Origin of the sequence: Sphingobacterium sp. UT-1RO-CII-1, assembly GCF_026711005.1 — a bacterium.
In the GTDB taxonomy this organism is placed as follows: domain Bacteria; phylum Bacteroidota; class Bacteroidia; order Sphingobacteriales; family Sphingobacteriaceae; genus Sphingobacterium.
The window spans coordinates 49,432-73,999 of sequence record NZ_JAPPVJ010000004.1; the positions used below are offsets into that span (position 1 = coordinate 49,432).

Annotated in this window: 19 protein-coding genes; 16 read left to right on the forward strand and 3 right to left on the reverse strand. The window is 36.7% G+C overall.

Translation table 11 applies throughout. The annotated features are described in order from the left end of the window. The first annotated feature begins 183 nt into the window (after positions 1-183). The 8 genes from ORI89_RS10045 to ORI89_RS10080 all read left to right on the forward strand — a co-directional run bounded on the left by ORI89_RS10045 (position 184) and on the right by ORI89_RS10080 (position 5,903). The gene (locus ORI89_RS10045; protein ID WP_268230343.1) at positions 184-468 is read left to right on the forward strand and encodes a transcriptional repressor; all 285 of its coding nucleotides are present in this window, start codon (positions 184-186) and stop codon (positions 466-468) included. An 18-nt stretch (positions 469-486) separates the two neighbouring features. Beyond that, a complete protein-coding gene (locus ORI89_RS10050; RefSeq protein ID WP_268230344.1) occupies positions 487-1,428 on the forward strand; it encodes an ABC transporter permease in 942 nt (313 codons plus the stop codon). Further along, positions 1,425-2,375, forward strand: a complete 951-nt coding sequence (locus ORI89_RS10055; RefSeq protein WP_268230345.1) for an iron chelate uptake ABC transporter family permease subunit — start codon at positions 1,425-1,427, stop codon at positions 2,373-2,375. Before ORI89_RS10050 ends, ORI89_RS10055 begins: the two co-directional genes overlap by 4 nt. Continuing rightward, positions 2,372-3,193: an iron ABC transporter ATP-binding protein gene (locus ORI89_RS10060; RefSeq protein WP_268230346.1), complete on the forward strand. Its 822-nt coding sequence runs from the start codon at positions 2,372-2,374 to the stop codon at positions 3,191-3,193. Before ORI89_RS10055 ends, ORI89_RS10060 begins: the two co-directional genes overlap by 4 nt. Positions 3,194-3,238: 45 nt before the next feature. Continuing rightward, complete coding sequence (locus ORI89_RS10065; protein ID WP_268230347.1) at positions 3,239-4,180, forward strand: siderophore ABC transporter substrate-binding protein; 942 nt, start codon at positions 3,239-3,241, stop codon at positions 4,178-4,180. Between the two features lie 167 nt (positions 4,181-4,347). After that, the gene (locus tag ORI89_RS10070; RefSeq protein ID WP_268230348.1) at positions 4,348-4,884 is read left to right on the forward strand and encodes a chromate transporter; all 537 of its coding nucleotides are present in this window, start codon (positions 4,348-4,350) and stop codon (positions 4,882-4,884) included. Further along, positions 4,881-5,429: a chromate transporter gene (locus ORI89_RS10075; RefSeq protein WP_268230349.1), complete on the forward strand. Its 549-nt coding sequence runs from the start codon at positions 4,881-4,883 to the stop codon at positions 5,427-5,429. Before ORI89_RS10070 ends, ORI89_RS10075 begins: the two co-directional genes overlap by 4 nt. A gap of 183 nt (positions 5,430-5,612) precedes the next feature. Further along, on the forward strand, positions 5,613-5,903 hold the full coding sequence (locus tag ORI89_RS10080; RefSeq protein WP_268230350.1) for a hypothetical protein: 291 nt from the start codon (positions 5,613-5,615) through the stop codon (positions 5,901-5,903). Here the strand turns inward: ORI89_RS10080 and ORI89_RS10085 are convergent. Continuing rightward, positions 5,891-6,397: a ClbS/DfsB family four-helix bundle protein gene (locus ORI89_RS10085; protein WP_268230351.1), complete on the reverse strand. Its 507-nt coding sequence runs from the start codon at positions 6,395-6,397 to the stop codon at positions 5,891-5,893. The genes ORI89_RS10080 and ORI89_RS10085 overlap by 13 nt on opposite strands. Positions 6,398-6,976: 579 nt before the next feature. On the opposite strand from ORI89_RS10085, the gene ORI89_RS10090 reads away from it, so the two are divergent. The 4 genes from ORI89_RS10090 to ORI89_RS10105 all read left to right on the forward strand — a co-directional run bounded on the left by ORI89_RS10090 (position 6,977) and on the right by ORI89_RS10105 (position 13,830). Beyond that, entirely contained in the window at positions 6,977-7,552 is a 576-nt protein-coding gene (locus ORI89_RS10090; RefSeq protein ID WP_268230352.1) for an RNA polymerase sigma factor, read from the forward strand. Between the two features lie 73 nt (positions 7,553-7,625). After that, entirely contained in the window at positions 7,626-8,708 is a 1,083-nt protein-coding gene (locus ORI89_RS10095; protein WP_268230353.1) for a FecR family protein, read from the forward strand. A gap of 146 nt (positions 8,709-8,854) precedes the next feature. After that, complete coding sequence (locus ORI89_RS10100) at positions 8,855-12,229, forward strand: SusC/RagA family TonB-linked outer membrane protein (protein ID WP_268230354.1); 3,375 nt, start codon at positions 8,855-8,857, stop codon at positions 12,227-12,229. An 11-nt stretch (positions 12,230-12,240) separates the two neighbouring features. After that, entirely contained in the window at positions 12,241-13,830 is a 1,590-nt protein-coding gene (locus ORI89_RS10105; protein WP_268230355.1) for a RagB/SusD family nutrient uptake outer membrane protein, read from the forward strand. Between the two features lie 281 nt (positions 13,831-14,111). Here ORI89_RS10105 and ORI89_RS10110 read toward each other — a convergent pair whose 3' ends face one another. Both ORI89_RS10110 and ORI89_RS10115 read right to left on the reverse strand, forming a co-directional pair. Continuing rightward, on the reverse strand, positions 14,112-15,659 hold the full coding sequence (locus ORI89_RS10110) for a bifunctional metallophosphatase/5'-nucleotidase (protein ID WP_268230356.1): 1,548 nt from the start codon (positions 15,657-15,659) through the stop codon (positions 14,112-14,114). Positions 15,660-15,943: 284 nt separating this feature from the next. Next, entirely contained in the window at positions 15,944-16,996 is a 1,053-nt protein-coding gene (locus ORI89_RS10115) for a hypothetical protein (protein WP_268230357.1), read from the reverse strand. Positions 16,997-17,470: 474 nt separating this feature from the next. Between ORI89_RS10115 and ORI89_RS10120 the strand changes: the two genes are divergently transcribed. The 4 genes from ORI89_RS10120 (at position 17,471) to ORI89_RS10135 (ending at position 24,566) form a co-directional block, all read left to right on the forward strand. Continuing rightward, entirely contained in the window at positions 17,471-18,040 is a 570-nt protein-coding gene (locus ORI89_RS10120; protein WP_268230358.1) for an RNA polymerase sigma factor, read from the forward strand. A gap of 99 nt (positions 18,041-18,139) precedes the next feature. Continuing rightward, on the forward strand, positions 18,140-19,303 hold the full coding sequence (locus ORI89_RS10125; RefSeq protein WP_268230359.1) for a FecR family protein: 1,164 nt from the start codon (positions 18,140-18,142) through the stop codon (positions 19,301-19,303). Between the two features lie 159 nt (positions 19,304-19,462). Continuing rightward, positions 19,463-22,876, forward strand: coding sequence for a TonB-dependent receptor (locus ORI89_RS10130; RefSeq protein ID WP_268230360.1), 3,414 nt, complete (start codon positions 19,463-19,465; stop codon positions 22,874-22,876). A 16-nt stretch (positions 22,877-22,892) separates the two neighbouring features. Continuing rightward, positions 22,893-24,566 (forward strand): RagB/SusD family nutrient uptake outer membrane protein, encoded by a 1,674-nt coding sequence (locus ORI89_RS10135; RefSeq protein ID WP_268230361.1) that lies wholly within the window; start codon positions 22,893-22,895, stop codon positions 24,564-24,566. Positions 24,567-24,568 lie beyond the last annotated feature (2 nt).

Sequence of the window (24,568 nt, forward strand, 5' to 3'; positions counted from 1 at the left end):
TTATTAAGCTATAGCATAAATATAGGATTAGTTTTGCAAAGTTATTTATAACAAGTCTTAATAAGGATAATTTAAGACTGTTATTTGTAATGGTTTTGTCAAGTAATCAGGAGATATGTCTTCGACTAATTTTTTTGATGTTCTAAACAGTATTAATTATAACAAACTACAGAGCTAATAAGATTGAGTATTACAGAACAACATAATAAGCTGATGGAGCTTTTGCTAGGGGCAGTAGGCGCTGATGGGAATAAACTCAGCGAGCAGCGGTTAAGAGTTGTTCATGCGCTCTGTGCTATGGAGTATTTCGAAAATGCAGAAGAGTTATGGATATTGTTAAATGCGAAGAAGAAAATCAGCAGAGCTATGGTCTACAATTGTCTGGGCATCTTGGTAAAGGCTGGTTACATTATAAAGACTACACATACAAACGGTGGAGCTTCGTATAGACTTCGTCATGATATTTAAGAATTTTAACATAATTTATTGAAAACAGCTGGATTAATACTTGTTTTACTATTCTGCTCTATTCTATCATTATTTATTGGGGTAGCAGAGGTTTCCTTAAGTGATATTACTTCTTGGAATACAGAGCAACTATCTATCGTTACGGTGAGCCGTATTCCACGCACTGTATCGCTTATTTTGGCTGGTATAGGTTTAAGTGTCTCTGGGCTAATTATGCAGCAAATGACACAAAATAAATTTGTTTCTCCAACGACAGCCGGAACGCTAGAAGCCGCAAAGTTAGGTTTGCTAGCCGCTATGTTTATCTTACCGGCAAGCAGTTTATTTATCAAAGGAATTTTTGCTTTTTGCTTTACTTTTTTAGGAAGTTTACTCTTCTTAGGTATTGTTGAGCGTATCCGTTTTAAAAATGTCATTTTTATTCCTTTAGTAGGAATTATGTTCGGAGGTATAATAAATTCTATTTCCACTTTTTTTGCAATTAACCATAACATGGTACAGGATATGAACGCTTGGATGTTAGGTGATTTTTCGGGCATTATTCAGGGGCAGTACGAACTTATTTATGTGGGGATTCCTGCTATTTTTATTACCTACCTATATGCAAATAAATTTACGGTCGTGGGGATGGGTGAAGAGTTTTCGAAAAGCTTAGGCTTAAATTATAGAGGGGTAATGAACGTTGGACTCTTTTGTGTCTCCCTTACGGTAAGTACGGTGGTTATTATTGCAGGTGCTATAACCTTTTTGGGGCTTGTTGTTCCGAATGTTGTAAGTATGCTCTATGGTGATAATGTGAAGAAAACTCTGCATTACGTGGCCCTATGGGGAGCTATTTTTTTATTAGTCTGTGATATGATCGGGAGGTTGGTTATTTTTCCTTTTGAAATTCCTATCGGTATGGTTGTGGGTATTGTGGGAGGTGTTATTTTTCTTATTCTTTTATTGCGTAAAAAATGAGAGAGAATAAACGAAAAATTACATTACTTATTATTCTGGCCTTCGTTACCATTCTCCTTTTCTTAGGTTTTAAACTAGGAAGCAGTTGGGAGTTTGCATTGCGTTTACGTTCAATTAAGCTTGTTGCTATGCTTATCGTATCCTGCTGTGTAGCGTATTCTTCTGTCGCTTTTCAGACCATTACTGGCAATAGGATATTAACTCCTGCTATCATGGGCTTTGAATCGGTTTACATGTTGCTGCAAACTGTTTTAATATTCATTTATGGCGACACAACTTTCCGTGTGCTTAATAACTTGGATAATTTTTTGCTTTCAGTAGCCTGTATGATCGGTTTCTCTTTTTTGCTTTATCTACTCATTTATAAGCGAGGGCGTAATAATATGTACTTGCTACTGTTAGTCGGTTTGGTTTTAGGGATCTTGTTTAATACTCTAAGCTCATTTATGCAGTTACTTATTGACCCTAATGACTTTTTTATTATTCAGGGGAAAATGTTTGCATCTTTCAATAAAATCAATGAAGGGTTACTTTGGTATGCAGTAGTTATCTTGGTATTTGTGTTAGTTATAGGCTTTCGTATGAATAAATACCTTGATGTTCTTGCTTTAGGTAGAGAGCAGGCAATCAGTTTAGGGCTTAACTATAACAGAACTGTAAAGCATTTTCTTATTATTATTGCCGTTTTAGTATCGATTTCTACAGCTTTGATTGGCCCAGTTGCCTTTTTGGGCTTGCTAGTAACAAATGTAACCTATCAACTTATTAAAACTCAAAACCATGGGCTGATCATTATTGCTTGTTGTTTGGTTTCTGTTGTTACTGTTATTGGCGGGCAGTTTATGATGGAAAGGGTATTTAATTTTTCTACACCTATTAGCACTATTATTAACCTTGTGGGGGGGATTTACTTTCTTTATTTATTATTAAAAGTTAAAAAAATATGATCGAGGTCAAGCATATTTCAAAAGGATATTGTGAAAAGGTTGTCCTGGATAACGTGACCTTACAGTTCCCTGTTGGTAAGATCACCTCGCTTGTTGGTAGCAATGGTGCCGGTAAAAGTACATTACTGTCCATTATGAGTCGTGTCCTGCAACAGGATGGCGGTGAGGTATTATTACATGGCAAAAATATTCTAGACTATAAGAATAAGGCATTAGCACAGCAGCTATCTATCTTAAAGCAGTTTAACCATATTGGTCTGAGGTTGACAGTTCGTGAATTGGTTTCTTTTGGTCGTTTTCCTTATTCAGAAAAGCGTCTTAAGGCTGAGGATTTAGCTATGGTAGATAAGGCTATTCGTTTTCTCGATCTAGAAGACTTAGCCGATGCTTATATTGACGAGTTGAGTGGGGGCCAAAAACAACGGGCCTATCTAGCTATGGTTGTTGCACAAGACACGGATTATATTATGCTGGATGAGCCATTGAATAATCTGGATATGAAACACTCGGTTCAAATTATGAAAACCTTACGAAAATTATCTGATGAACTTGGAAAGACGGTTATAATTGTTCTACATGACATAAATTTTGCATCACATTATTCCGATCATATTATTGCTTTAAAACAAGGTGAAGTGATACATAGCGGCGCTACTGATGATATTATTTGTACAGATATACTTAAAGATATTTTTGATATCAGCTTTTCTGTTACTGAATTTAACGGTAAAAAAGTATGCAATTATTTCGGAGATATGTGCGGGCAACAAGGAGAAATTAACAATGCGAAACTTAGTATAAAAGGTTGTCCTAAGTAGGTCTACTTGAATAAGTTTCATTTCTACTATATATAAAATCATAACATGAGAAAAACAATTTTTTTATTCGCGTTAGCGACTGCAGTAGCTTTTACAGCATGTAATGGCGGCAATCAGGAGAAAGACACAAATTCCAGCGAGCAGAAGGCAGGAACGGTCACAATTGAACACTCTTTAGGTAAAACCGAAGTACCTGTTAATCCAGAGCGGGTAATTGTTCTGGACTTTAGTGCACTGGAAAACTTAGATGCTATCGGCGTTAAGCCTGTAGGAATTCCAAAAACGGGCTTACCTAAATATTTTGCAAAGTATAAAGATGATGAATCTGTTGTTGATTTAGGAACTTTAGTGGAAGCAAATATTGAAAAAGTTAATGAATTACAGCCTCAGTTGATTATTATTGGAGGTCGTCTTCGCGAGTCTTATGATCAACTGTCAAAAATAGCTCCAACGATTATCACTGAATGGGACACAGCAGATCAGTTTGGCGCACTTCAAAAGAATTTAGATAATCTAGGATTGATTTTTGATAAAAAAGAAGATTTCGATGCCGCATTTAACGCACTTAAAACAAAAGCAGATGCGGTAAAAGAAAAATCTTCAAAATCTGACGCTAAGGCTCTTGTGGTTTTACATAACAAAGGCCGTTTCAGCGCCTATGGTAGCGGTTCTCGTTTCGGTCTTATCCATGATATTTTAGGTGTTCAGGAAGCTGCTAAAGGCCTAGATACACATTTGCACGGAACAAAAACATCTAGTGAGTTTATAGCTGAAACTAATCCTGATATTTTATTTGTGGTTGACAGGAGTGCAGCCATAGGTGATACTCCTTTAAATAAGGAAGAAATTGAAAATAAGCTTATTCAAAGAACAAATGCCTTCAAGAATGGTAAGATCATTTATCTGAATTCTGAAACTTGGTATTTGTCCGGAAGTGGATTGAATTCTTTGAATATGATGATTGATGAGGTAGACAACGTACTATAAAATCATGATATTAGCGGCAGTTTTTTAGGAAACTGCCGTTTTATTTCGCCCAGTTTGGTAAAGGGTCGCCAACCTACAAAACAGGGCTTTTTTTAGCTTTTTTGCTTGTTTTTTAGCTTTCGAAATCGTATCTTGTTAGATAAGATACTTCAAAAAAACACTTCGTTTTGCTAAAACTTTTTTACCTTTTCACAAAGATTGGCTTGTTTACAATTGGGGGCGGTTATGCTGTTATTCCTTTGATTGAAAAAGAGATTGTCAGCCGAGAGTGGCTTACTTTAGAAGAATTTTACGAACTGTTAGCTATAACAGAATCTCTACCCGGAGTTTTCGCTACCAATATTGCCGCTTTAGTAGGTTTTAAAATATCAGGTATAAAAGGTGGCATCATTGCCGCTTTAGGTACGATAATAGCCCCCTTTGCTATTATCTTGTTAATAGCAACATTTTTCCATCAGTTTCAGGATAATATTTATGTTATTAAAGCATTTAAAGCCCTTAGGCCAGTTGTAGTTGCTTTGATTGCTGCGCCTTGTTATACGATCGTGAAGATCAATAAAATGACTATTAAAACCCTGCTTTTTCCTTTGCTTGCTCTTTTACTGATGTGGTATGTGGGCATATCTCCGGTATGGATTGTATTGTTCGGCTGTTTAGGGTCTATCAGTTATTATGAATTCAAGAATAGAAGAAAACGACAATGATATTTCTGAAACTTTTTCTCACGTTTTTAAAAATAGGAACTTTTGGCTTCGGAGGGGGGTATGCTATGCTCTCTTTAATTAGAGAAGAGGTTGTTGATCGACATGCTTGGATGAGCAATAGTGAGTTTATCGATTTGGTTGCTATTTCGCAAATGACTCCCGGACCAATCGGAATCAATACGGCAACATATGCAGGATATGCGGCATTAGAACATGCCGGTTATTCTTCTCCTATTGCTGTTTTCGGAGCAGTGGTAGCTACTATTGCATTGTGCTTACCTTCGTTCTTGATGATTTCTTTGATCTCTTATTTCTTTTTGAAATTCAGAAATAATAAATACTTTACATATGCTCTGTTGGGTATTAAACCTCTTAGTGTTTCGTTAATAGCTTTAGCGGTTCTTTCTCTTACAAATACTGAAAACTTTATTGATTTTTACAGTCCTATTTTATTTCTATTGACACTCGGTATTTCTATTAAGTACAAAACGCATCCTATACTTATTTTATTTGTTGCTGCTATTATTGGGCTGTTGGTATACTGATCAGTTCGCTTTAATAAGATGTAGATTGTGTCTTATAAACTATATAACTGTGCTTTAATAAATAATTTTTCCTGACAAGGATAGTTTCTTAATTTTGATTTTTAAATTTTAGCATTAGACATCTGATACCACGTGTAGTAGGTGTGTAAACCCTTGTTTTTTATAGTTAATAACTGTTTGATCATGAGTAAAGAAGAGCTTTTTGTTTTCATTAATTCGATAAAAACGAAAATTAATACTGTAGGTGAATCGCCCGACTTAGAAAAGGCTTACAATATGGTAGATGAAGCCATAAAACAACACGATTTTTATCAAGGAACACCTTACTTCTTTTCTGAGTGGCTAATTGTTAAAGAGCAGGTGTTACGCAAAGATGATGAGTCGTTTGGATTTTTTGATCGTTTTTTAGATAATATCTTATATTCTGGCGATATTGGATTATTTGATGCGTATACAGCGTCTCAGTTGGTATAATTATTTTTTGCAGCTTTTTTTATAAGCTTTATGCCCCAATCGTAATGGCTTGTTGTTGCCGAAATAAGATAGGAACCCAGTGATGTACTGCCGGTCCACTTGTATCTTTTTTTCTCAAATAGCTCTTCGTTACTGTGCTTCTCGATAATATTTTGTATCTTTCTATAAGAAGATTTTAATAATTCTTTAGCGTCAATTAAAGGGATGTTTTGGTTGTCCTCCCAGATTTTCCTGTTTAATTGCGGTGTATCTTTCCATGTGTAATCTTTTGCAGGCATGTTAGCTTTGCTACCTTTCATTCCAACGTTATACCAATCTAACATCATCAAATGCCACTGATGTAAATGCATAAGAACATCTCTGACATTTCGATTCATTGTATTTCCTGAAAAAGTGATGTTTTCGTCGGGCATCGCAGCTATAAAATCAAAAAGCTCCATAAAGCTTTTCCCACTTTGGTTTAATAATTCTTCTTTGTTTTTAGGTCTAGCCATCGTTTTGTCAAATGTTAATATATAATAATTAAATTTGTCGGTAAGTTGATTAAATAATACAAACTTTTTCTGGAGCCTTAGACAGCAACATGTATACCGCTATCTTTTATTGTTATGAAAGAGAGTCTTGGCGAAGAAAATTACTCCACCTAAAAACAATATTGCTCCTAAAATTATTAATAGGACGCTAATATTATAATATACTAATAAGTAAGCAAAGCGCATAAACGTAATTCCCAGAATAATGGATATTCCAGCTAGCAGCAATTTCTTTTGTTTTTTTTTCTCCATAACCATCTCAGCACTGCAGTATTTCTATAGTAATAACATTTTTTGAGCTAATAAGTTTAAATAAGTTAACCTTCAGTGGCAATGTCATAATCGTATAAATAACTCCACGAAGAAGCTATGTGAATTTTGTTTTTAATAATTGTTACAGTAGCTATTAATTCATTTGGTTTTGATAGAGTTTTTTAATCTTTAAATAGTGTCAAAAGCCAGTTTTATGATATTTACATTTTGGTCAATACTATAATATTGACTTTTTATTAATATTTTAGGCGATATCCTCAAACTTAAATGAAACTAAACAACAGCAAGATGGATTGCACTTCTTTATTACTTGCTATTGCAAATGATCGAGATGAATCTGCTTTCAAGAAGCTGTTTTATCACTTTTATGATGATTTAGTTCACTTCTCAGCGTCAATAACCAATGATTTCAATAGTTCGGAGGACCTCGTAGCCGACCTCATGCTAAAAGTATGGACAGAACCAAAAGATATTTTATCGATAAAAAATATTAAAACCTATTTATTTAAGGCTATAAAAAATCGTTCCTTAAACTATCTTAGCCGATCTAAAACACATGAGTATTACCTTAGTCATCCTCATTTAAATGATGTGCCCAGCACGCCAGAGGATCTATTGATATCTAAAGAGTTTATAAAGCAATTTAATCAATTGGTCGATAAACTACCCCCGAAGACGAAAATGGCCTTTATTTTGGTGAAAGATAACTTGTGTAGTTATGCGGAAGCAGCTGAAATTATGGAGATAAGTACACACACGGTCGATCGACATATACAAATAGCTTTACAGCGGCTAAAAGCAGAATTAGAAAAAAATAATAGTCTCATCAATAGTGAGTTATAAAATAAGTCCATTTTTGATTGGTGATTTATAGTAGTGAGATTGTCTTATCCATACGAAAGGCAAATTATAAATCATGGATAAGGATAATTTTTACGAATTAATTCATAAATATATAAGTCAGAATATTACTGATGAGGAGTTAAATACTCTCCATCAATACATGGAGCTGAATCAAAAAAACCGTGATTTATTTGACGCTTTTACAACATCAGCCCGAAATTCCAGCTCAGACAGGTATTTAGAGGAGAGAGCCTCTGCTATATTAAGTAGAGGAATACATGAAGAGAAGGTAAGTATTGCGAAACGGAGAAGGTTTGTTTTTGACAAACTTTATGCTCGCATAGCAGTAGCGGCTCTCGCACTGATCTTATTGGGCACTTTATTCTATTTATATAATTATAGCCAAACCGTTGATGAATTTAACCAAGTTGTAAAAACGGGTAAAGCTGAACGGCTCCACTTCGTGATGGCAGATGGTACTAAAGTATGGCTTAATTCGGAAAGTGCAATACATTTTAACAAAGGCTTCGGAAAAACAAATAGAGCCATTCTTTTATCTGGGGAAGCATATTTTGACGTGGAATCTAATAAAGAATTACCTATGACTATAGATAGTCGAGAAACATCTGTTAAAGTCATTGGTACAAGTTTCAATATAAGAGCTTACGACGATGAAGAGGTCATCGAAACTTCGTTGGTTGAGGGGGTAATAGAGTTATTTGTAAAAGATAATACAGCTTCTACTGGGAAGCACATACTGGCCCCAGGAGAAAAGCTAAAGGTATTCCGTAGTAAAGAAATAAAGGAAGATAGTAAAAGGGAAGAAATGATCACAACTGACAACTCTCAAGATTTAGTAGAAGTTGGCCAGATTGTAAGGAGTCATTTTATTCATCCTGAACTTAAAACAGTGCCTAGCGAAATTGCTTGGAAAGAGAATAAACTAGCCTTTGATGGAGAGCCTCTTGAATTGGCAATATCCAAATTAGAAAAGTGGTATAACATCAAGATAATAGTGGCTAATTCTTCCTTGGCTAACCTTCATGTTAGTGGTACCTTTCAAGATGAAAGCATTGAAGAAGTATTGCAATTTTTACAGTTTTCAGGAGCAGACTTTCAATTTGTAACAAAGAATAACACCATTTATATACAGTAAAAACTAAAAGAATATGATATAAACAATTACGCCACACAACAAAAAAAGGATGTGCTTATGCAACACATCCTAAATTATTTACCAAAATTAAAGAGCAAAGCCCTGAGAAAGTTAGGCTCTTCAATAATGACTATTAAATCAAATTTATGCAAATTAATTTAAAAACCGGACAGGGGAAGAATTATGTTCCCATTCCTATTAAAAGCCTATTGATGATAAAGCTTATCACCTGTATTATTCTAGCATTTTCGATGCCAGTTGCTGCAAGCAACTCATTTGCGCAGGAGAAAGTTTCTTTACGATTATCTGATGCTTCTTTAAAAGATGTAATCAAGTCTATCGAAAAACAGACAAGTATTAAATTTGTGTATTTAGACAATCTAATTACAGACCATCATATAGCTTCAATAGAAGTTTCTAACAAACCTTGGACTGAAGTGTTGATGCCTGTACTTCGTAAATCGGGGTTAACAATACGACCGATGGATAAAAATCAAGTTGTTATTTCCCCAATTGAGAAAAGACAGCAGGATTATACAGTACGTGGTACTATAGTAAACAGTGAAGGTATTCCTCTTTCAGGGGTTAGTGTGGTTGAGCGAGACTCACCACGTGGAACGAGCACAGATGAGTACGGAACGTTTGAAATAAAGACATCGGGTACAACTGCTGTTTTGGAAATTAGTTATATAGGCTATATTACCCAAACGGTTTTAGCAAATTCTTCTAATCTGGATATTATCTTAGAAGAGGATTTAGCCTATCTGGATGAAGTTGTTGTTGTTGGTTTTGGTACGCAGAAAAAAGTCAATTTAACGGGAGCTGTCCAAAGTATATCAAGTAAAGATTTACAAGATAGACCTGTTACCAATACGTCCTCGGCCATACAGGGCAAGTTTGCTGGTGTAACTGTTACGCAAAATTCCGGACAGCCAGGAAAAGATGGTGGAACAATAAGAATAAGAGGGTTAGGTACGATCAATAATGCGAACCCTTTAGTTATTGTCGACGGAATAGAGAGTTCGATGAATAACATTAACCCGAATGACATTGAAAACATATCCGTACTAAAAGATGGACCTAGTGCGGCTATATATGGATCAAAAGCTGCAAACGGTGTTATTCTTATTACGACTAAGCGAGGTAAAGTTGGGAAACCTCAGTTAACATATTCTGGTTATGCTGGTTGGCAAGACCCCACTCGCCTTCCTAAGTATATGGAATCTTATGACCATGCTTTTCTCTTAAATGAAGCTTTAATCAATGAAGGAAGTACGCCTCGCTTTAGTCAGGCAGATTTGGATGGATTTAAAGCTGGTTCAGATCTTGATAAATATCCAAATACAGACTGGCAAGATTTATTGTATCAAGGAAGTGGTTTTCAGCAAACGCATAATTTTCAAGTTTCTGGGGCTACTGAAACAATGAATTACATGGCTTCAGCAGGTTGGTTAGAACAAGAAGGAGTTATTAAGGTGGCCAGCTCTGATCGTTATAACCTACGCACAAACATTGGGGCTAAAGTTGGTGATCGTTTAAAGCTAGATATGGGCTTAGCTTATAATTATCAGAAAATAGCGGAGCCACTGAATCCTTACACCAGTGACATGGCGCAGATATTCCGTCAAGTAAATCGTATTCCGTCATTTATTCCTTATCAGTATAGTAATGGTTATTACGGCTATTATAGTGATGGTAACCCAATTGCTTGGTTAGACATGCAGTCTATAGATAACATGACCCATAAGCACACCCAGATAAATTTATCAGGAGAGTTTGAGATACTTAAAGGTTTAAAGTTTAAACAGGTCGTTGGTTTTCAACCTATCGATAACGTATCGTCTAAGTTTGTGAAGAAGATACAATATTACGATAATGAAACCGGGAAGCCTACCAGCTCACAAGGACCTACAAAATTGACTGTCGATAACTTTCAAACAGAGCGTTTGACATTGCAGTCTTTGCTTACTTACGATAAGTCATTCGGCAATCATAACTTTAATGCACTAGCTGGATTTATGGATGAAACGTTCCGGGCAGACTTTACAAAAGCTTATAGACAGAATTTTTTATCAACAGATTTGTCCGAGCTTGATTTGGGAGATCCTGATGGGCAACAAGCCAATGGAGGAGCTAAAAATTTAATTTTAAGATCTTGGTTTGGCCGTATCAATTATGCATTTGCTGATAAATACCTGCTCGAGGTTAATGTCCGTCATGACGGTACATCTCGTTTTATCGGAAAAAACAGGTGGAGTACCTTCCCTTCTTTTTCAGGGGGCTGGAGAGTGTCGCAAGAATCTTTCTTTCAGAATTCAGGCTTAGCAAACGTGTTTTCAGAGTTTAAGTTACGCGGAGGATGGGGAAAATTAGGAAACCAGCAGTTAGCTGTTACGTCTGATAATAGTTATCCGCGCGATGATAAGTACTACCCCGGTTTGTTTTATCTCAGTCCGCAAAACTATTCTTTTGGCGGGAAGTTACAATCTGGTGGCGCAATTACTGCCTCAGCTAACCCTTTATTACAATGGGAATCAACCACAAGCATGAATATAGGCTTGGATTTAGATTTACATAAAAACTGGGGCTTTGTTGTCGATTATTTTGACAGGAAAACAGATGAGGTGCTGCTAGAGCTTCCTGTGTCGACGTTGTATGGCTTGCCTGCGCCAGTAGTAAATGCGGGTACTGTGCAAAATAATGGTGTAGAATTACAGATTAATTACCGTAATAATATAGGTGATTTTGCTTATTCTATTGGAGCCAATGGGACATATATCAATAATAAAATCAAAAAATGGGCAAGTAATGCCGCAGAGCCTTATGGCGATTTTTATGTATACCAGCAGGGTTTACCCATTCGTGCTTTTTACGGATACGAAACTTTAGGAATTTATCGTTCTGACGAAGAGTATAAAAACAGTGGTGTCAAAGGCGTGACAAATAATGTCGGTGCTGGAGATTTGATCTATAAAGACCAAAATGGAGATAATAAGATAGACGGTAACGACCGAGTATATTTAGGTTCCCCGGATCCTAAATATGTTTTTGGTTTGACGGCCAATGCTTCTTATAAAAACTTTGAAATGAGTGTGTTTTTCCAAGGTGCTGCGGATGTGAAAGGATACATGTGGGGCGAGGCTATCGGCGGCATATCTGCTTCTGAAAAACCTACTACAATATATTCAGATCGTTTCCATCCAGATCTTAACCCGAACGGAGCAATGCCGAGAGCGTTAACCTCGTGGTCTCAAAATTCGCCGAGCAGTAATCCGTCTGATTTTTGGTTGAAAAATGCATCCTACCTGCGCATGAAAAATATAACAGTTGGTTATAATTTGCCTCAATCTTTCTTAAATAGAGTAGGCATAAAAGGAGCAAAAGTATATTATAGCGGACAAAATTTATTTACCATAACTAGTTTCTTAGATGGCTTTGATCCTGAAGCTCCAGCAGGGAATAGAGGGAATTATTACCCGCAAGTAAAAACAAATGTGTTCGGACTAAACGTTAATTTTTAATTGAAAAAACAATGAAAAACTTATATATATGCTCTGCACTAGGATTGCTACTTGCATTTTCCTCTTGCCAAAAACTAGATCAGTTTCCCCTGGATGCAACGACAGAAAACAACTTCTGGAATACAGAAGATGAGACTTTATATGCAGTTACTGGGTTGTATAATGGGTGGGAAAACGGTAGCCAAATATTTTACATGGATTGCGTATCTGACAATTCACGTAGTGATTTTCCATGGGAGAATTTTCAAGCTCTTGGGAATGGAACAGCTACACCCACTGATGCCGGAAATGCTAAAGATAGGTATACATATGAGCACATCAGACGTGCGAATTGGATTCTTGAAAATATAGGAAAAGCACCTATTGAAGAAAGTTTGCGAGAACGTTTAATGGGAGAAGTACGTACTATACGAGCCTATCGCTATTTAGATATGGCTATACTATTTGGTGATGTGCCGATCATTACCGAAACAACAACTCCAGAAGAGTCATTTATAAAGGCAAGTAAGCGCAGTGAGGTGTTTAAGTTTGTTGAGGATGAGTTGCGTGCTGCTGCGGATCTATTGCCTGAGGTATACGGTAATGCTGACAAAGGACGTATGTCTAAAGGTGCCGCTTTAGGCTTTTTAGCTCGTGCGTATGCGTTTCAAAACAAGCATGAAGAGGTTAAGAAAACCACAGACGAAATAATTGCTTTGGGCCAATACAGTCTGTTTAATGATTATGCTGAGCTTTTTGAAGAAGCTAATGAAAACAATGGGGAAGTGATTGCGGATATTCAATATATTGCTAAATCGCAGGGCTACACAAGTTTAGGAATTATGTTGCCTGTGACATTAGGGGGGTGGAGTTCTATTGTGCCTACTCAAAGTTTAGTAGATGCCTACGAAACCATTGAAGGCTATACCATTACGGAAAGCGGTAGTAATCATAATCCTGCCCAACCGCATCATAACCGTGACCCACGTCTAGCTGCAACAATTGTATACCCAGGGGCACTTTATGCGGGGGCTTACTTCGATTCTATCAATGAAAACTCTAAGGCTCACCCGCAGGGTTCGGATAATAGTTCGAGTACAAGTTATAACTATAAAAAATATATACAGGATCCTAAAAGGTATGGCGACATATGGGATGTAGGTACAAATATTATTGTGATGCGTTATGCGGAAGTACTTCTATTAAATGCGGAAGCACGGATAGAGCTTAACCAGATTGATAATGAAGTGTATAAAAACATCGATCTTGTTCGCCAGAGAGTGAATATGCCAAAGGTTAATCAGGCAGTCTATAGTTCTCAAAATAAATTGCGTGATTTGGTACGCCGGGAGTTACGTGTAGAACTAGCTGGTGAAGGTCGTCGACATTTTGATATTATACGCTGGGGCATTGCTAAGGATGTAATGAATGGTCCTGTTTATGGTGGCCTATCAAAAGGAACTGTAGATACAGAAACAGGAAAAGTAACCTATTCATCTTTGACTGACCGTTTCTTTATAGAAAACAGAGTATTTGAGGAAGGTAAAAATGAATTATGGCCTATTCCGCAATCCGTTATAGATAATAGTAAAAATACACTACATCAGAATAGTGGTTATTAAATAAAGTTATTCCGATAATAGCTTTTATATCCTATTGGAACGCAGCAACATATTTTGTTTGCTGCGTTTTTATTTGGCTAATTATAATCAATAGCCAGCATTCTTTACGATTTTACTACTTTACTTTCGAGGTTTATGTGATGCTTTTAAATTATAAATTGCGCCTCATCCTTTGAACGTTGTGTTTTTATAGCTTTTTATCTTCTTCGTCTCCCGAATAGACACTAATTACGGTCAGCGATATTTAGCATTCCAAGAATATTATTTAAAAGTAGCAGCTTCTATCTGAAGAAATAGTCTTTTTCCGGTATCTTCGAAAAGCTATTAACTCCGAGGTCTATAGCTATAGCTCGTCCATCAATATGCGGACTGACGGTTTCTTTCTCTTGAAGATAGGCGCTAATTGCTTCATGTAAGGTATAATCTTTGATTTTAACATTTTTTGCATTGCGTAGTCTACATAAAATATGTTCCGGTTCGCCTGTCCGATTGCAGGCAGCCATACGGTAGTTTTTACTTATATCTAGATCTGTCCCTTGTATTTTTAATTCCACAATTCTGTTTCCCATTGTTTTTGAGCTGTCAAACTTGAGTGTTAAGCCAGAGAAACGTACTAACCATCCCCCAAACCGTTCGGTAGGGTTTGCGGCAAAAACGTTATTAATTTCTTTTTCTAACCAATCTTTTATTTGTTGCCCTGTAACCTCACCAATTTTCATGTATTCGTCTGTTGGTAACATGCGCCATAAGTCAGCTATAGTAATTGCCTGTCTGCCGGTCGCATCAGGCACAATCGGAACACCAAAACGAAAACCATTTGAGGCAGCAAAGTCTGCGCCTGTTTTCCAGAGTAATGCATCAGTAATCATATTGTCCATTGGGTTTTCTACAACAAGATATCGATATAGGGGGGTAGTCGTATAGCCTAATACCCTTTGCATTTTCTCTTTATATTGTTCCTGTGCGTCGTCTACTAGTTTTTGTATTGTTTCATCCGCTTTATACTTAGTAGGGTTGACCTCTGTGAGTTCATATGTATATTTTTCTATCTTGTTATTTACCCATTCTATATCTAGTCTTCCAATGAAAGAACCGAATGCGCCAGGCTCCACAACTTGAGCATATTTTCCAACTATAGGCTTGCGGATTCGTTCATGTGTATCATTTCCCAGTATGAAATCTACGCCTTCAGTAGCCGGGTTATCTGCCAATAATAACTGCTTAGAGATGCCGATATGGGTGATTAGAAAGAGAATATCCACCTGATGTTCTACTTTTAGTTTTTGGACAAGTTGTTTTAAATTATCCTCCACTTTCGTGAATTTTAGGCCTTTGCTGTAGGCAGGATTTTGGCGTTCCGGAATTTCGGGGTCATTATAGGCTATAAACCCTAGTTTAACACCAGCTTTCTCGGTCATCCAATATGGTGGGTAAATTGGCTCATTGGTGTCTTCATGAAACATGTTAGCAACAATAACATTCGTGCTATAGCTATTCATCAGGTCGAGCATAACCTGTTTACCATAAACTACTTCCCAGTTTCCAGGTATCAGCAGATCATAGTTCATAGCGCACACAAGTGGGGGGAATATTTTTCCTTTCGATAACACACTCTCTCCACTGCCTTGGAAAAAATCACCTCCATCAACGAAAATTGTTCCTTCAGGATTCTCGCTTCTAATTTTATCTGTCAAAGTTTTGATGTGCGCAAGTCCGCCAGCAGACCTGAAAACTATATTGTCGTTTTCGACAAACAACTCGGTATGTGGGTTTAGATAAGCATGTATATCCGCTGTCTGAATAATTGTAATTTTACTTTTTTGCTTCATTTTACTTGGTACTGTTAGAAAAAACAACTTTCTAATTGTATAAATAGTTATATTAAATATAATGTTTTAAAATGTTGCAGGGATACATTTTAAAAATATCAGGAGTGATAATTAGTACTTGTTAATAAGGAGTTCTAATTCTGCTCACTTTTTGTGTTATTATTAATAAATGAGGAGGATAGCCAGTAGGTAGCACATATAAAAAATGTAGCTTAGAGAGATACCAAGCTCCCTAAGCTATTTTATTATCTATTCCTAGAAGTTTAGTTACTACAAAATTGTCTTTATTCCTTTACAGGCTCCTTCGTGATAAGGAGACGATAAGCCATGCCACTTATTGTACTCAGGGCTGTAGGTTTACCGTTTTTCCATAGAGTGGGTATTTCGTTTATATGCCCCGCTATATATATATCTTCACCATCTATGGCTATGTCCATTGCGTCAGAATGACCTTCGTCAGTCGAAGACCATACTTCTTTTCCATTTTTCCAATAGGTTGCTTTTATATATTCATTATCGAACTTAAATCCCACAGTATGCAAGTCTCCCCCATCTGTAATCATTCTTCTTACTACTATACCCTCTTCTTCATGCTGAAAGCGAGTAGCCTGGCCATCTTTATTCCATACAGTTGGAGTAGGGGTAAGATTATCATCTAGATTCTCTTCTCCCAGTATAAATATGTTGTTATCATGTTTATAAAGACGAGACTTCCCTGTATGATCTGTCCCATCTATTATTTGTAGGGCTTTACCATTTTTCCAAAGTATCATTCTGAGAAGTTTATCCTTGTTAAAAATTGCACCCAATACATAACAGTTATCTCCTATCACTTCTATGCCCATAATATCTCGAATGGATGAGTTCTCCGGGAGTTCTAAAGGAATAGGGGTTTCATTGTTTTTCCAAAATAAAGGAACACGCTTCTCAGTTTTATCGATGCCGGCCATATAGGTGCTACCACTTTCGATTGTTATTTTAGCAATTATATACTTTTTTCTGAGCTCTGTCAAATCCGCCTGAATACCATTTTTCCAATAAACAACAGTTGTTTGCTCGTCAAATCTATCTCCTGTTACATAGATGTCAGTACCATCAGCTATTATACCATCTGCGTATCCACCTCCGTCTTCAGTTCCCAATAGGCTCTGTGTTCCATCCTTCCAATAAAGGCTTTCTAAGGTGTTATAATCAGAGTCGTGACCAACAATATGGATCACCGATTTCATTTCAGGACCGGGGTTGTTTTCTTTGTCTTTACTGCAGGAAACGAAGCCTACGACTATTGCTAGGGTTGCTAAAATGCCCAATGCAATTGATTTTTGGTTGTATTTCATATCGATATTTTTCTTTAACGGTTATATGCAATACTCATGGCGCTTGCGTTTTGCTAAACATGAATATTTCATAGGTAGAAAATAATTATTTTCCAATCTTGCATATAGCTGAAACGCTAAATTAGGACTTGTTTGTTATAAAAAACAGTTTTTTTAGCTGTTTACCCCATTTGTCCCCCCGATGTCCACCCCTTATGAGCTTTATCTGCGCTTATTTTAAGATTAAATAGGAGTTATTGAGCAATAGAATGGATGATTAATGTCCCTTTTACATTTAAAAAAGCCTTTTTATGGTGATTTTTTAAATAGGCTTATTCGATGAAAGTTTTTTTAATATGAATTTCGCATCTAAGTTTAGATTTATACCTGTGCTAAGCCGTTATATTTATTATAAAAAAAATATTATTAAGTTTGCAAAAGTTTAAACCTGTTTTAATAACCGTATAATTACCAGAGGTTAAATATAGCATGAGTGTGTATAGTAAATATTCTGATGAGGAATTGATTGGCTTGTTAAAAGCTAATCAGCAGAAAGCTCTATCCGCTCTCTATTCCCGCTACTGGGATAAAATGCTCGTTGTAGCGCTGAATCGTTTGGATAATTTAGAAATAGCAGAGGAATGTGTACAAAATGTATTTTTAAGCCTCTGGAAACGGCGTCATGCATTGGTGCTAAGCAATGCTGTCTCTACTTATTTAGCGGTTGCCGTTAAATATCAGGTTATAAAACAAATGGATAAAATCTATCGACGAAAACTAGGTGATGATTTTATTTATTTCCTCCCTAGTGAATCGCCTTCGGCTGATGCTTATGTCCTAGAGAAAGAACTTCTAGAGAAGGTTGCTGAAGCGGTTGAACGATTGCCTGAAAAATGTCGGATTGTTTTTTTAATGAGCCGAGAAGATAACATGACCAATAAACAAATAGCAAGTGACTTAGGTGTTTCAGAGAAAACGGTAGAAGCACATATCACTAAAGCTATTAAAAGCTTACGGAGTGATTTAGCCATGATTCCTCCCATTCTTATACATCTTTTTTTGTAACAGCAGTTCTGTACGTTTACTGTATTATCTAATTTATTTTCATTTGCACTAAGGGTTGATACTTTTTTTTCGGACTATAGTAGTACAACCAAGGTATAGATGAAGAATCATTACGATAAAGAAGTATTATTAAAGATTGCCTATAAGTTAGAGCAAGGTGTGGCTTCCGCTGAGGAACGAGCTTATTTTGACCGTTGGTACCAATCTTTTGATGATGACAAAATCGAACTTCCTTATATCTATGATCATAATTTAGAGTCTATCCACGACCGGATGCATGATAAGATATTCCTTAAAATAGATTCTGAGGACAAGAAAAGTAGTACACGATTTTTCAATATCAGATGGATAAGCGCTGCTGCTATTTTACTTCTTGCTAGTGTGTCACTTCTAGTGTTTCTTAATAAAAGTGTAGACACTGCTGCTTTTGAAACTGCTGTACAGCATGAAGATGCTTTGATAAAGCCTGCACATGCAGGCGGTACACTTACTTTAGCTAATGGCAATAAAATAAATCTATCAGAAGTAGGCATAGGTGAGATAGCGCTTGATGGCGGACTTGTAATAACGAAGCTTGCAAACGGCGAAATCATTTACGAGCAAACCAATAACTCCTCGGCACCAAATATTAATAATACTATCTCAACGGTTAATGGAGAAACTTACCGAGTTCGCTTGCCCGACGGCACCTCTGTATGGGTAAATACAGGTTCGTCATTGACATTTCCACTGGCTTTTGCTACGAATGAACGTAAGGTTCACCTGACGGGCGAAGCTTATTTTGAAGTAGCGCCTGATACAAAAGCACCTTTTAAAGTTTTAACAGATTATCAAACTATCGAAGTGCTAGGTACACATTTTAATGTTAGTGCATATACTGATGAAGCTGTAGTAGAAACAACCTTGCTTGAAGGGAAAGTGAAAGTTGCCCATGCAGGTGAGAATGCCCTATTGCATGTAGGACAGCAAGCTCGTAGTGTTAAAGACAGGCCAGGTATACGTGTCCGTAATGCCGATTTGGAGGCTGTCATGTCTTGGAAGAATGGATATTTTCGTTTTCGAAATGATAATATAAAAACTGTTATGCAACAGATAGCGCGTTGGTATGATGTTGATGTTGTATTTACAGGCCGTGTTACTGATGAGAAGTTCAATGGTACCATTGAGCGTACGAAGAGTATTCATGAAGTTTTGGGAATGTTAGAAGCTACCAAAGTGCTTCGTTTTAAAATTGAAGGAAGGAGGCTTACTGTTATGGAATAAGTTTTACATATTCCATCCCAAAAAGCGCCAGGATCCGCTCTAACCTGAATCCTGGCGGTGTTTGTGATGGCTTAATTTTTTACTAATCAGATTATACAAACCGTTATGGCTCATTATCCAATCTAGGATTGTGGCCATCGCACTAATCCATTAATTCAAATGTATGAAATTTTAGGACAAAATCTACGTCCTTGGTCAAGAGGCGTTATTAAAATTCTGTTGGTTATGAAACTGACTATCTTATTGTTGCTCATTATGCTGCTGCAGGTAAAAGCAGAGGTGTTTGCACAAAAAGTCACTCTATCAGAACGTAAAACATCTTTAAGTGAAGTTTTTGAAAAAATACGAAAACAAACTGGTTATGATTTTTTGGTTACACAACGGTCTCTTGAGCGTGCCAAACCCGTTACAATTAACGTAAATGATACCGATATTAAGCTTGTATTAGATGAAATTTTTGAAACCCAAGATCTAAATTTTAGTATTAAGTCTAGGTCTATTGTTGTTACTAATAAAGAGCAAACTGCTGATAATATATCTGTAACATTAACAAATAGTCAGGCGGATATTGAAGTTTCAGGGCGTGTTGTAGACGAACATGGGAACGCTATTGTAGGAGCTACGATTAAGCATAAAACCAGTTCGAAAAGCACCATGACAGGACAAGACGGTAAATTCACTTTAACGGTCGACGACGCCAAAGCCACTTTGGTAGTGTCGTTTATCGGTTACGATACACAGGAAGTTATAGTTACTTCAGGGGTGTCTATGCTGATAAAAATGAAGGAATTTAGTAGCGACTTGGATGCGGTCGTTGTTGTCGGTTATGGTACGCAGAAGAAGGGTAGTTTGACGGGAGCCATTGCTGCTGTTGATGCCAAAACTATAGAAGATGTGCCGGCATCAAATTTAACAGCTGTACTAGCAGGTCGATTATCGGGTGTTAATATAAGTCAGAATTCAGGTAAACCAGGCGGTAGTTCGTCACTTTCTATTCGAGCAGAGGGTACTTGGAATAATACTGAGCCACTATACGTTATTGATGGTGTGATCAGAGATAAATTTGCATTTGATGCCTTAGACCCAACAGAGGTAGAGAATTTGTCTGTTTTAAAGGACGGAGCTTCTTCTGCAATTTACGGATCCCGCGCAGCGAATGGAGTAGTTCTTGTAAGCACAAAAAAAGGGAAAATTGGCAAGCCTCGTATTAATTATTCTGGATCTGTAGGGATAGCAGATGCAACTAAGATTCCTGAAATGTTTAATGCATACGAACAGGCTATCTATGCAAACCAGAGGTATATAAATGAACTTGTTCCACTAGGTGATAGTCGTTATTATGCGGAGGATGAATTAGCATACTTTAAAGAGAATCCTGGATACAACTGGTTAGAACAGGCCTGGAAGACTCCAATTATTGTCCGAAATTCTGTAAATGTAAGTGGAGGAACAGAAAAAGTAAAATATTTTTTAGCAGGAAGTCACTATAATGAGACGGGTACTTTTAAAAATCTAGAATTTGATAAATATAGTTTTAGAAGTAACGTCGAGGCTGCAATAAATGATTACTTGACAGCTTCTTTAGGTTTTAATTTGGACTCTAGAGACGATAATAAACCTTATTGGAAATGGGATAACGATGCAGAGAATATGTCTAATCTTTATAATGGTTTACTTCGTCGTAGTCTTTTCGAGCCATATATTAATGGCATGCCTAATGGGACATTTATTGCTTGGCATCCATTGGAAGTAATTGAAGGAAAAACTGGGTATAATAGAAAGCGCTACTCTAATTATGAGGTCAATTTAGGATTAACATATAAGATTCCATTTGTAAAAGGACTTGAAGCTAAACTGACTTATAATAAATATGATAGGCATGAGTTTATCAAGCAATTTAATCGTCCGTATCCCCTTTTTATTTTTGGAACCACAGGAACTAATAATCATATACCAACAGATCAACTTTTAGATCGTAAAATTCGTGATGATGGAGATTTTTTATATGAGAAGTACAATCGAAGTGGTAACTATCAATTCAACGCTATGCTGACTTATAATAATAGGTTTGGTAAACATGACTTTAGTGGTTTATTTGTATATGAGCAAGCTGAAGGTGAAAATGATTGGTTTGACGGACAGCGTAATTATTTTATATCATCAACTGTTGATCAGCTTTTTGCAGGTAGCGCTGACCCTAAAAATTCATCACTAAATGGTAGTGGGTCAGAGTTTGGACGTATATCTTATGTTGGACGTTTAGGGTATACTTATGATAACAAATATATTTTAGAAACATCTTTTCGTTATGATGGTTCTGTAAATTTTGCACCAGGACATCGTTGGGGTTTTTTTCCATCGGCATCGGGAGCCTGGCGTATATCAGAAGAAGGCTTCTTTAAGGAATATTTTCCATCTATTGATGGCATGAAATTAAGAGGATCAATAGGTCTGTTAGGCAATGATGCGGTAGGAGGGTGGCAATGGATGCAACGTTATAAGTTTGCAAATGGAGCTTATTTTGGAGCTCTTATGGATGGGGTTTACGCAGATGTAATGCCAAACCGCGTAATTACTTGGGAAAAGTCATTGTCATATGATTATGGCTTGGATTTTCAGACTTTGAATAATCGCTTGTCTATCGGTGTAGGAGGTTTTTATAGGCATACCTATGATATTTTAGGAAACCGTCTTGCAAGCTTACCAACTACTTTTGGAGCTAATATGCCTGCAGAGAATTATGCTAAAATTAATACTATTGGCATGGAGGCTGAATTGTCGTTTCAGGATAAAATTGGAGAGCATATTAAGTATCGTATTGGTGGAAACTTTGCTTACGCAAAAAATAAATTGATAGAGAAAGATGAAGCTGAGAATATTAGAGTTTACCGTTCAGAATTGGGGTTCAATACAGACAGACAAATGGGATATGTAGCGACTGATATTATAAGAAGCCAGGCGGATTTGGATGCTTTGCCAGAGGGTTATACAATTTTTGGAATGAAGCCTGAGCTTGGGATGCTTAACTATCGTGATTTACGAGGAGTAGATTCTGACACACCTGATGGAAAAATAGATGTAAATGACCAAGATTGGGTGATCAAACATACCAGAGCTCCTATTAATTATGGTTTCTTTATGGGGGCTTCTTGGAAAACTTTTAGTTTAGATTTATATTTTCAAGGAAGAGCGGGGGGCGAGAGATTTTATGATCAACGTACTGAATGGGGAGATATAGAAGCTGCTGGTTATGCATACGTAAAAGATTATTGGACAACTGATAATGTTGAAGCTGCTTTTCCTCGCGCGGGGTCAAATAATGGGGCTGATGTGCCTTCTACGTTTTGGATACAAAACACATCTTTCTTAAGATTGAAAAATCTAAATATTTCCTATACATTTCCAAAAACACTGTTATCAAAATCTGGTAATACTGAATTGAAAATGTTTTTTATGGGTACAAATCTATTTTTATTACAAGATAGGATTAAAGCGTATGATCCAGAAAATGAAAGTATTATGGCCTATCCCATGATGAAGTCCTATTCTTTAGGCGTGAACCTTAGTTTTTAACTTTATAATAACCATTATGCTAACTCGGTATATTTTAATTGGATTATCTGCTTTGTTTTTATTCGGTTGTATTGATGCATTGGATAAAACAGACTTAAGTGCAGTTACAGAGCGTGACGTTTGGAATGATCCGTTGTATGCATCAGCATACCTTAATAAATTATATAATGACAACCTACCAGATTGGAATGCAAGTATTGCGGGAGACTCTGATGAGGCAGGAGGTGGTGATGCTATAATGTATGGCCAGCTTACTAGTACGTCTATAGATACTTGGAACTATACACAAATACGGAATATTAATCTTTTTATAGAGAACGTAAGTACAGGTTTAATAGATAAAGCTACACAAGAAGAGCTTTCTGCACAAGCTTTAATATTACGTGCTTGGCGTTATTTTCAAATGGTGAGACAATACGGTGGTATACCTATGCTAATGTCAGTACAAGGATTGAATGATGATTTGTATGTGTCACGTAATAAAACTTCAGAATCTATAGCGCTTATTGTTAAAGATTTGGACGATGCTTTAGTAGCATTGCCTTGGTCTTGGTCGGGGAATGATGAGGGACGTTTTACCAAAGCAACGGCTCTTGCATTAAAGGGGAGAGTTCTTCTATATTACGCTAGCCCTCAGTTTAATCCAAATAATGAGTTGAAAAGATGGGAAGAAGCTTTTGTGGCGAATGAGACTGCTTTTCATGAAATAAGTGCAAATGGACATGCTTTGCATCCTAGTTACGAAAATATATGGTTTGACGAGATGAATAAAGAGGTGCTTTTTGTTAAAAGGTATCAAGAACCGTCAGTTACACATACTTGGGATGCAGCTACAAGGCCATTATCAGAAGCACAAAACTATTCAGGCGCAAATCAGCCTACTCTTGAGATGGTTAATTCTTACCCGATGATTGATGGGGAAACTATAGAAGAATCGGCAGATTATGACGCTCAGTTTTATTGGAAAAATAGAGATCCACGTTTTGCCGCTACGATTGCACACAACGGTGTTTTGTGGGAATTGAGTGGAAAAAAGGGTAGAAAGCAATGGACATATGCGGGGCATTCTACACAAAATCCAACAACATCAGGGTTTTATTGTAGAAAAGCTATAAACTTGGATTATACTCCATATTTAACAGAAAGAAGCAGTACGGATTGGATTGAGTTACGATTTGCGGAAGTTATGTTGAATTACGCAGAGGCAGCAGCAGAAGTGGGCAAGCTTGAAGTTGCTTATGAGATGTTGAAGAAAATACGTGAACGTGCAGGTATATTAGCTGGTAATGACGTTATGTATGGTTTAAAGATAGGAGTGGGGAAAACCGAAATGATAAAAATGATTATGTTGGAACGAAAAATTGAGTTTGCTTATGAAGGTAAGCGTTATTGGGATTTGCGAAGGAGAAAGCTTTTTACTACAGAGTTGAACGGTACGAAAAGGCATGCTCTGATGCCTCGGTTGTTAGTCTCGCAAGCGGAGTTTGATAAAGTGAAAGATGGCTTGGATATTAATACAGATTATTTTAAATATTTTGTAGATGAGAAAATTGCCTTAGATCAAAAGTTCGATATTAATTTTAGAGAGAACTACTATTTTTATGCAATCCCTAATCAACATATAGAAAGTAATTCGAAACTAGAGCAAACACAAGGCTGGGACAACGGAACTTTTAACCCTTATGATTAAAT

Coding starts and splice junctions, on each gene's coding strand:
- ORI89_RS10055 (WP_268230345.1), top strand. CDS start 1,425: ATGAGAGAGAATAAACGAAAAATTACATTACTTATTATTCTGGCCTTC.
- ORI89_RS10100 (WP_268230354.1), top strand. CDS start 8,855: ATGCAAATTAATTTAAAAACCGGACAGGGGAAGAATTATGTTCCCATT.
- ORI89_RS10095 (WP_268230353.1), top strand. CDS start 7,626: ATGGATAAGGATAATTTTTACGAATTAATTCATAAATATATAAGTCAG.
- ORI89_RS10075 (WP_268230349.1), top strand. CDS start 4,881: ATGATATTTCTGAAACTTTTTCTCACGTTTTTAAAAATAGGAACTTTT.
- ORI89_RS10105 (WP_268230355.1), top strand. CDS start 12,241: ATGAAAAACTTATATATATGCTCTGCACTAGGATTGCTACTTGCATTT.
- ORI89_RS10125 (WP_268230359.1), top strand. CDS start 18,140: ATGAAGAATCATTACGATAAAGAAGTATTATTAAAGATTGCCTATAAG.
- ORI89_RS10115 (WP_268230357.1), bottom strand. CDS start 16,996: ATGAAATACAACCAAAAATCAATTGCATTGGGCATTTTAGCAACCCTA.
- ORI89_RS10135 (WP_268230361.1), top strand. CDS start 22,893: ATGCTAACTCGGTATATTTTAATTGGATTATCTGCTTTGTTTTTATTC.
- ORI89_RS10060 (WP_268230346.1), top strand. CDS start 2,372: ATGATCGAGGTCAAGCATATTTCAAAAGGATATTGTGAAAAGGTTGTC.
- ORI89_RS10090 (WP_268230352.1), top strand. CDS start 6,977: ATGAAACTAAACAACAGCAAGATGGATTGCACTTCTTTATTACTTGCT.
- ORI89_RS10110 (WP_268230356.1), bottom strand. CDS start 15,659: ATGAAGCAAAAAAGTAAAATTACAATTATTCAGACAGCGGATATACAT.
- ORI89_RS10080 (WP_268230350.1), top strand. CDS start 5,613: ATGAGTAAAGAAGAGCTTTTTGTTTTCATTAATTCGATAAAAACGAAA.
- ORI89_RS10130 (WP_268230360.1), top strand. CDS start 19,463: ATGTATGAAATTTTAGGACAAAATCTACGTCCTTGGTCAAGAGGCGTT.
- ORI89_RS10065 (WP_268230347.1), top strand. CDS start 3,239: ATGAGAAAAACAATTTTTTTATTCGCGTTAGCGACTGCAGTAGCTTTT.
- ORI89_RS10085 (WP_268230351.1), bottom strand. CDS start 6,397: ATGGCTAGACCTAAAAACAAAGAAGAATTATTAAACCAAAGTGGGAAA.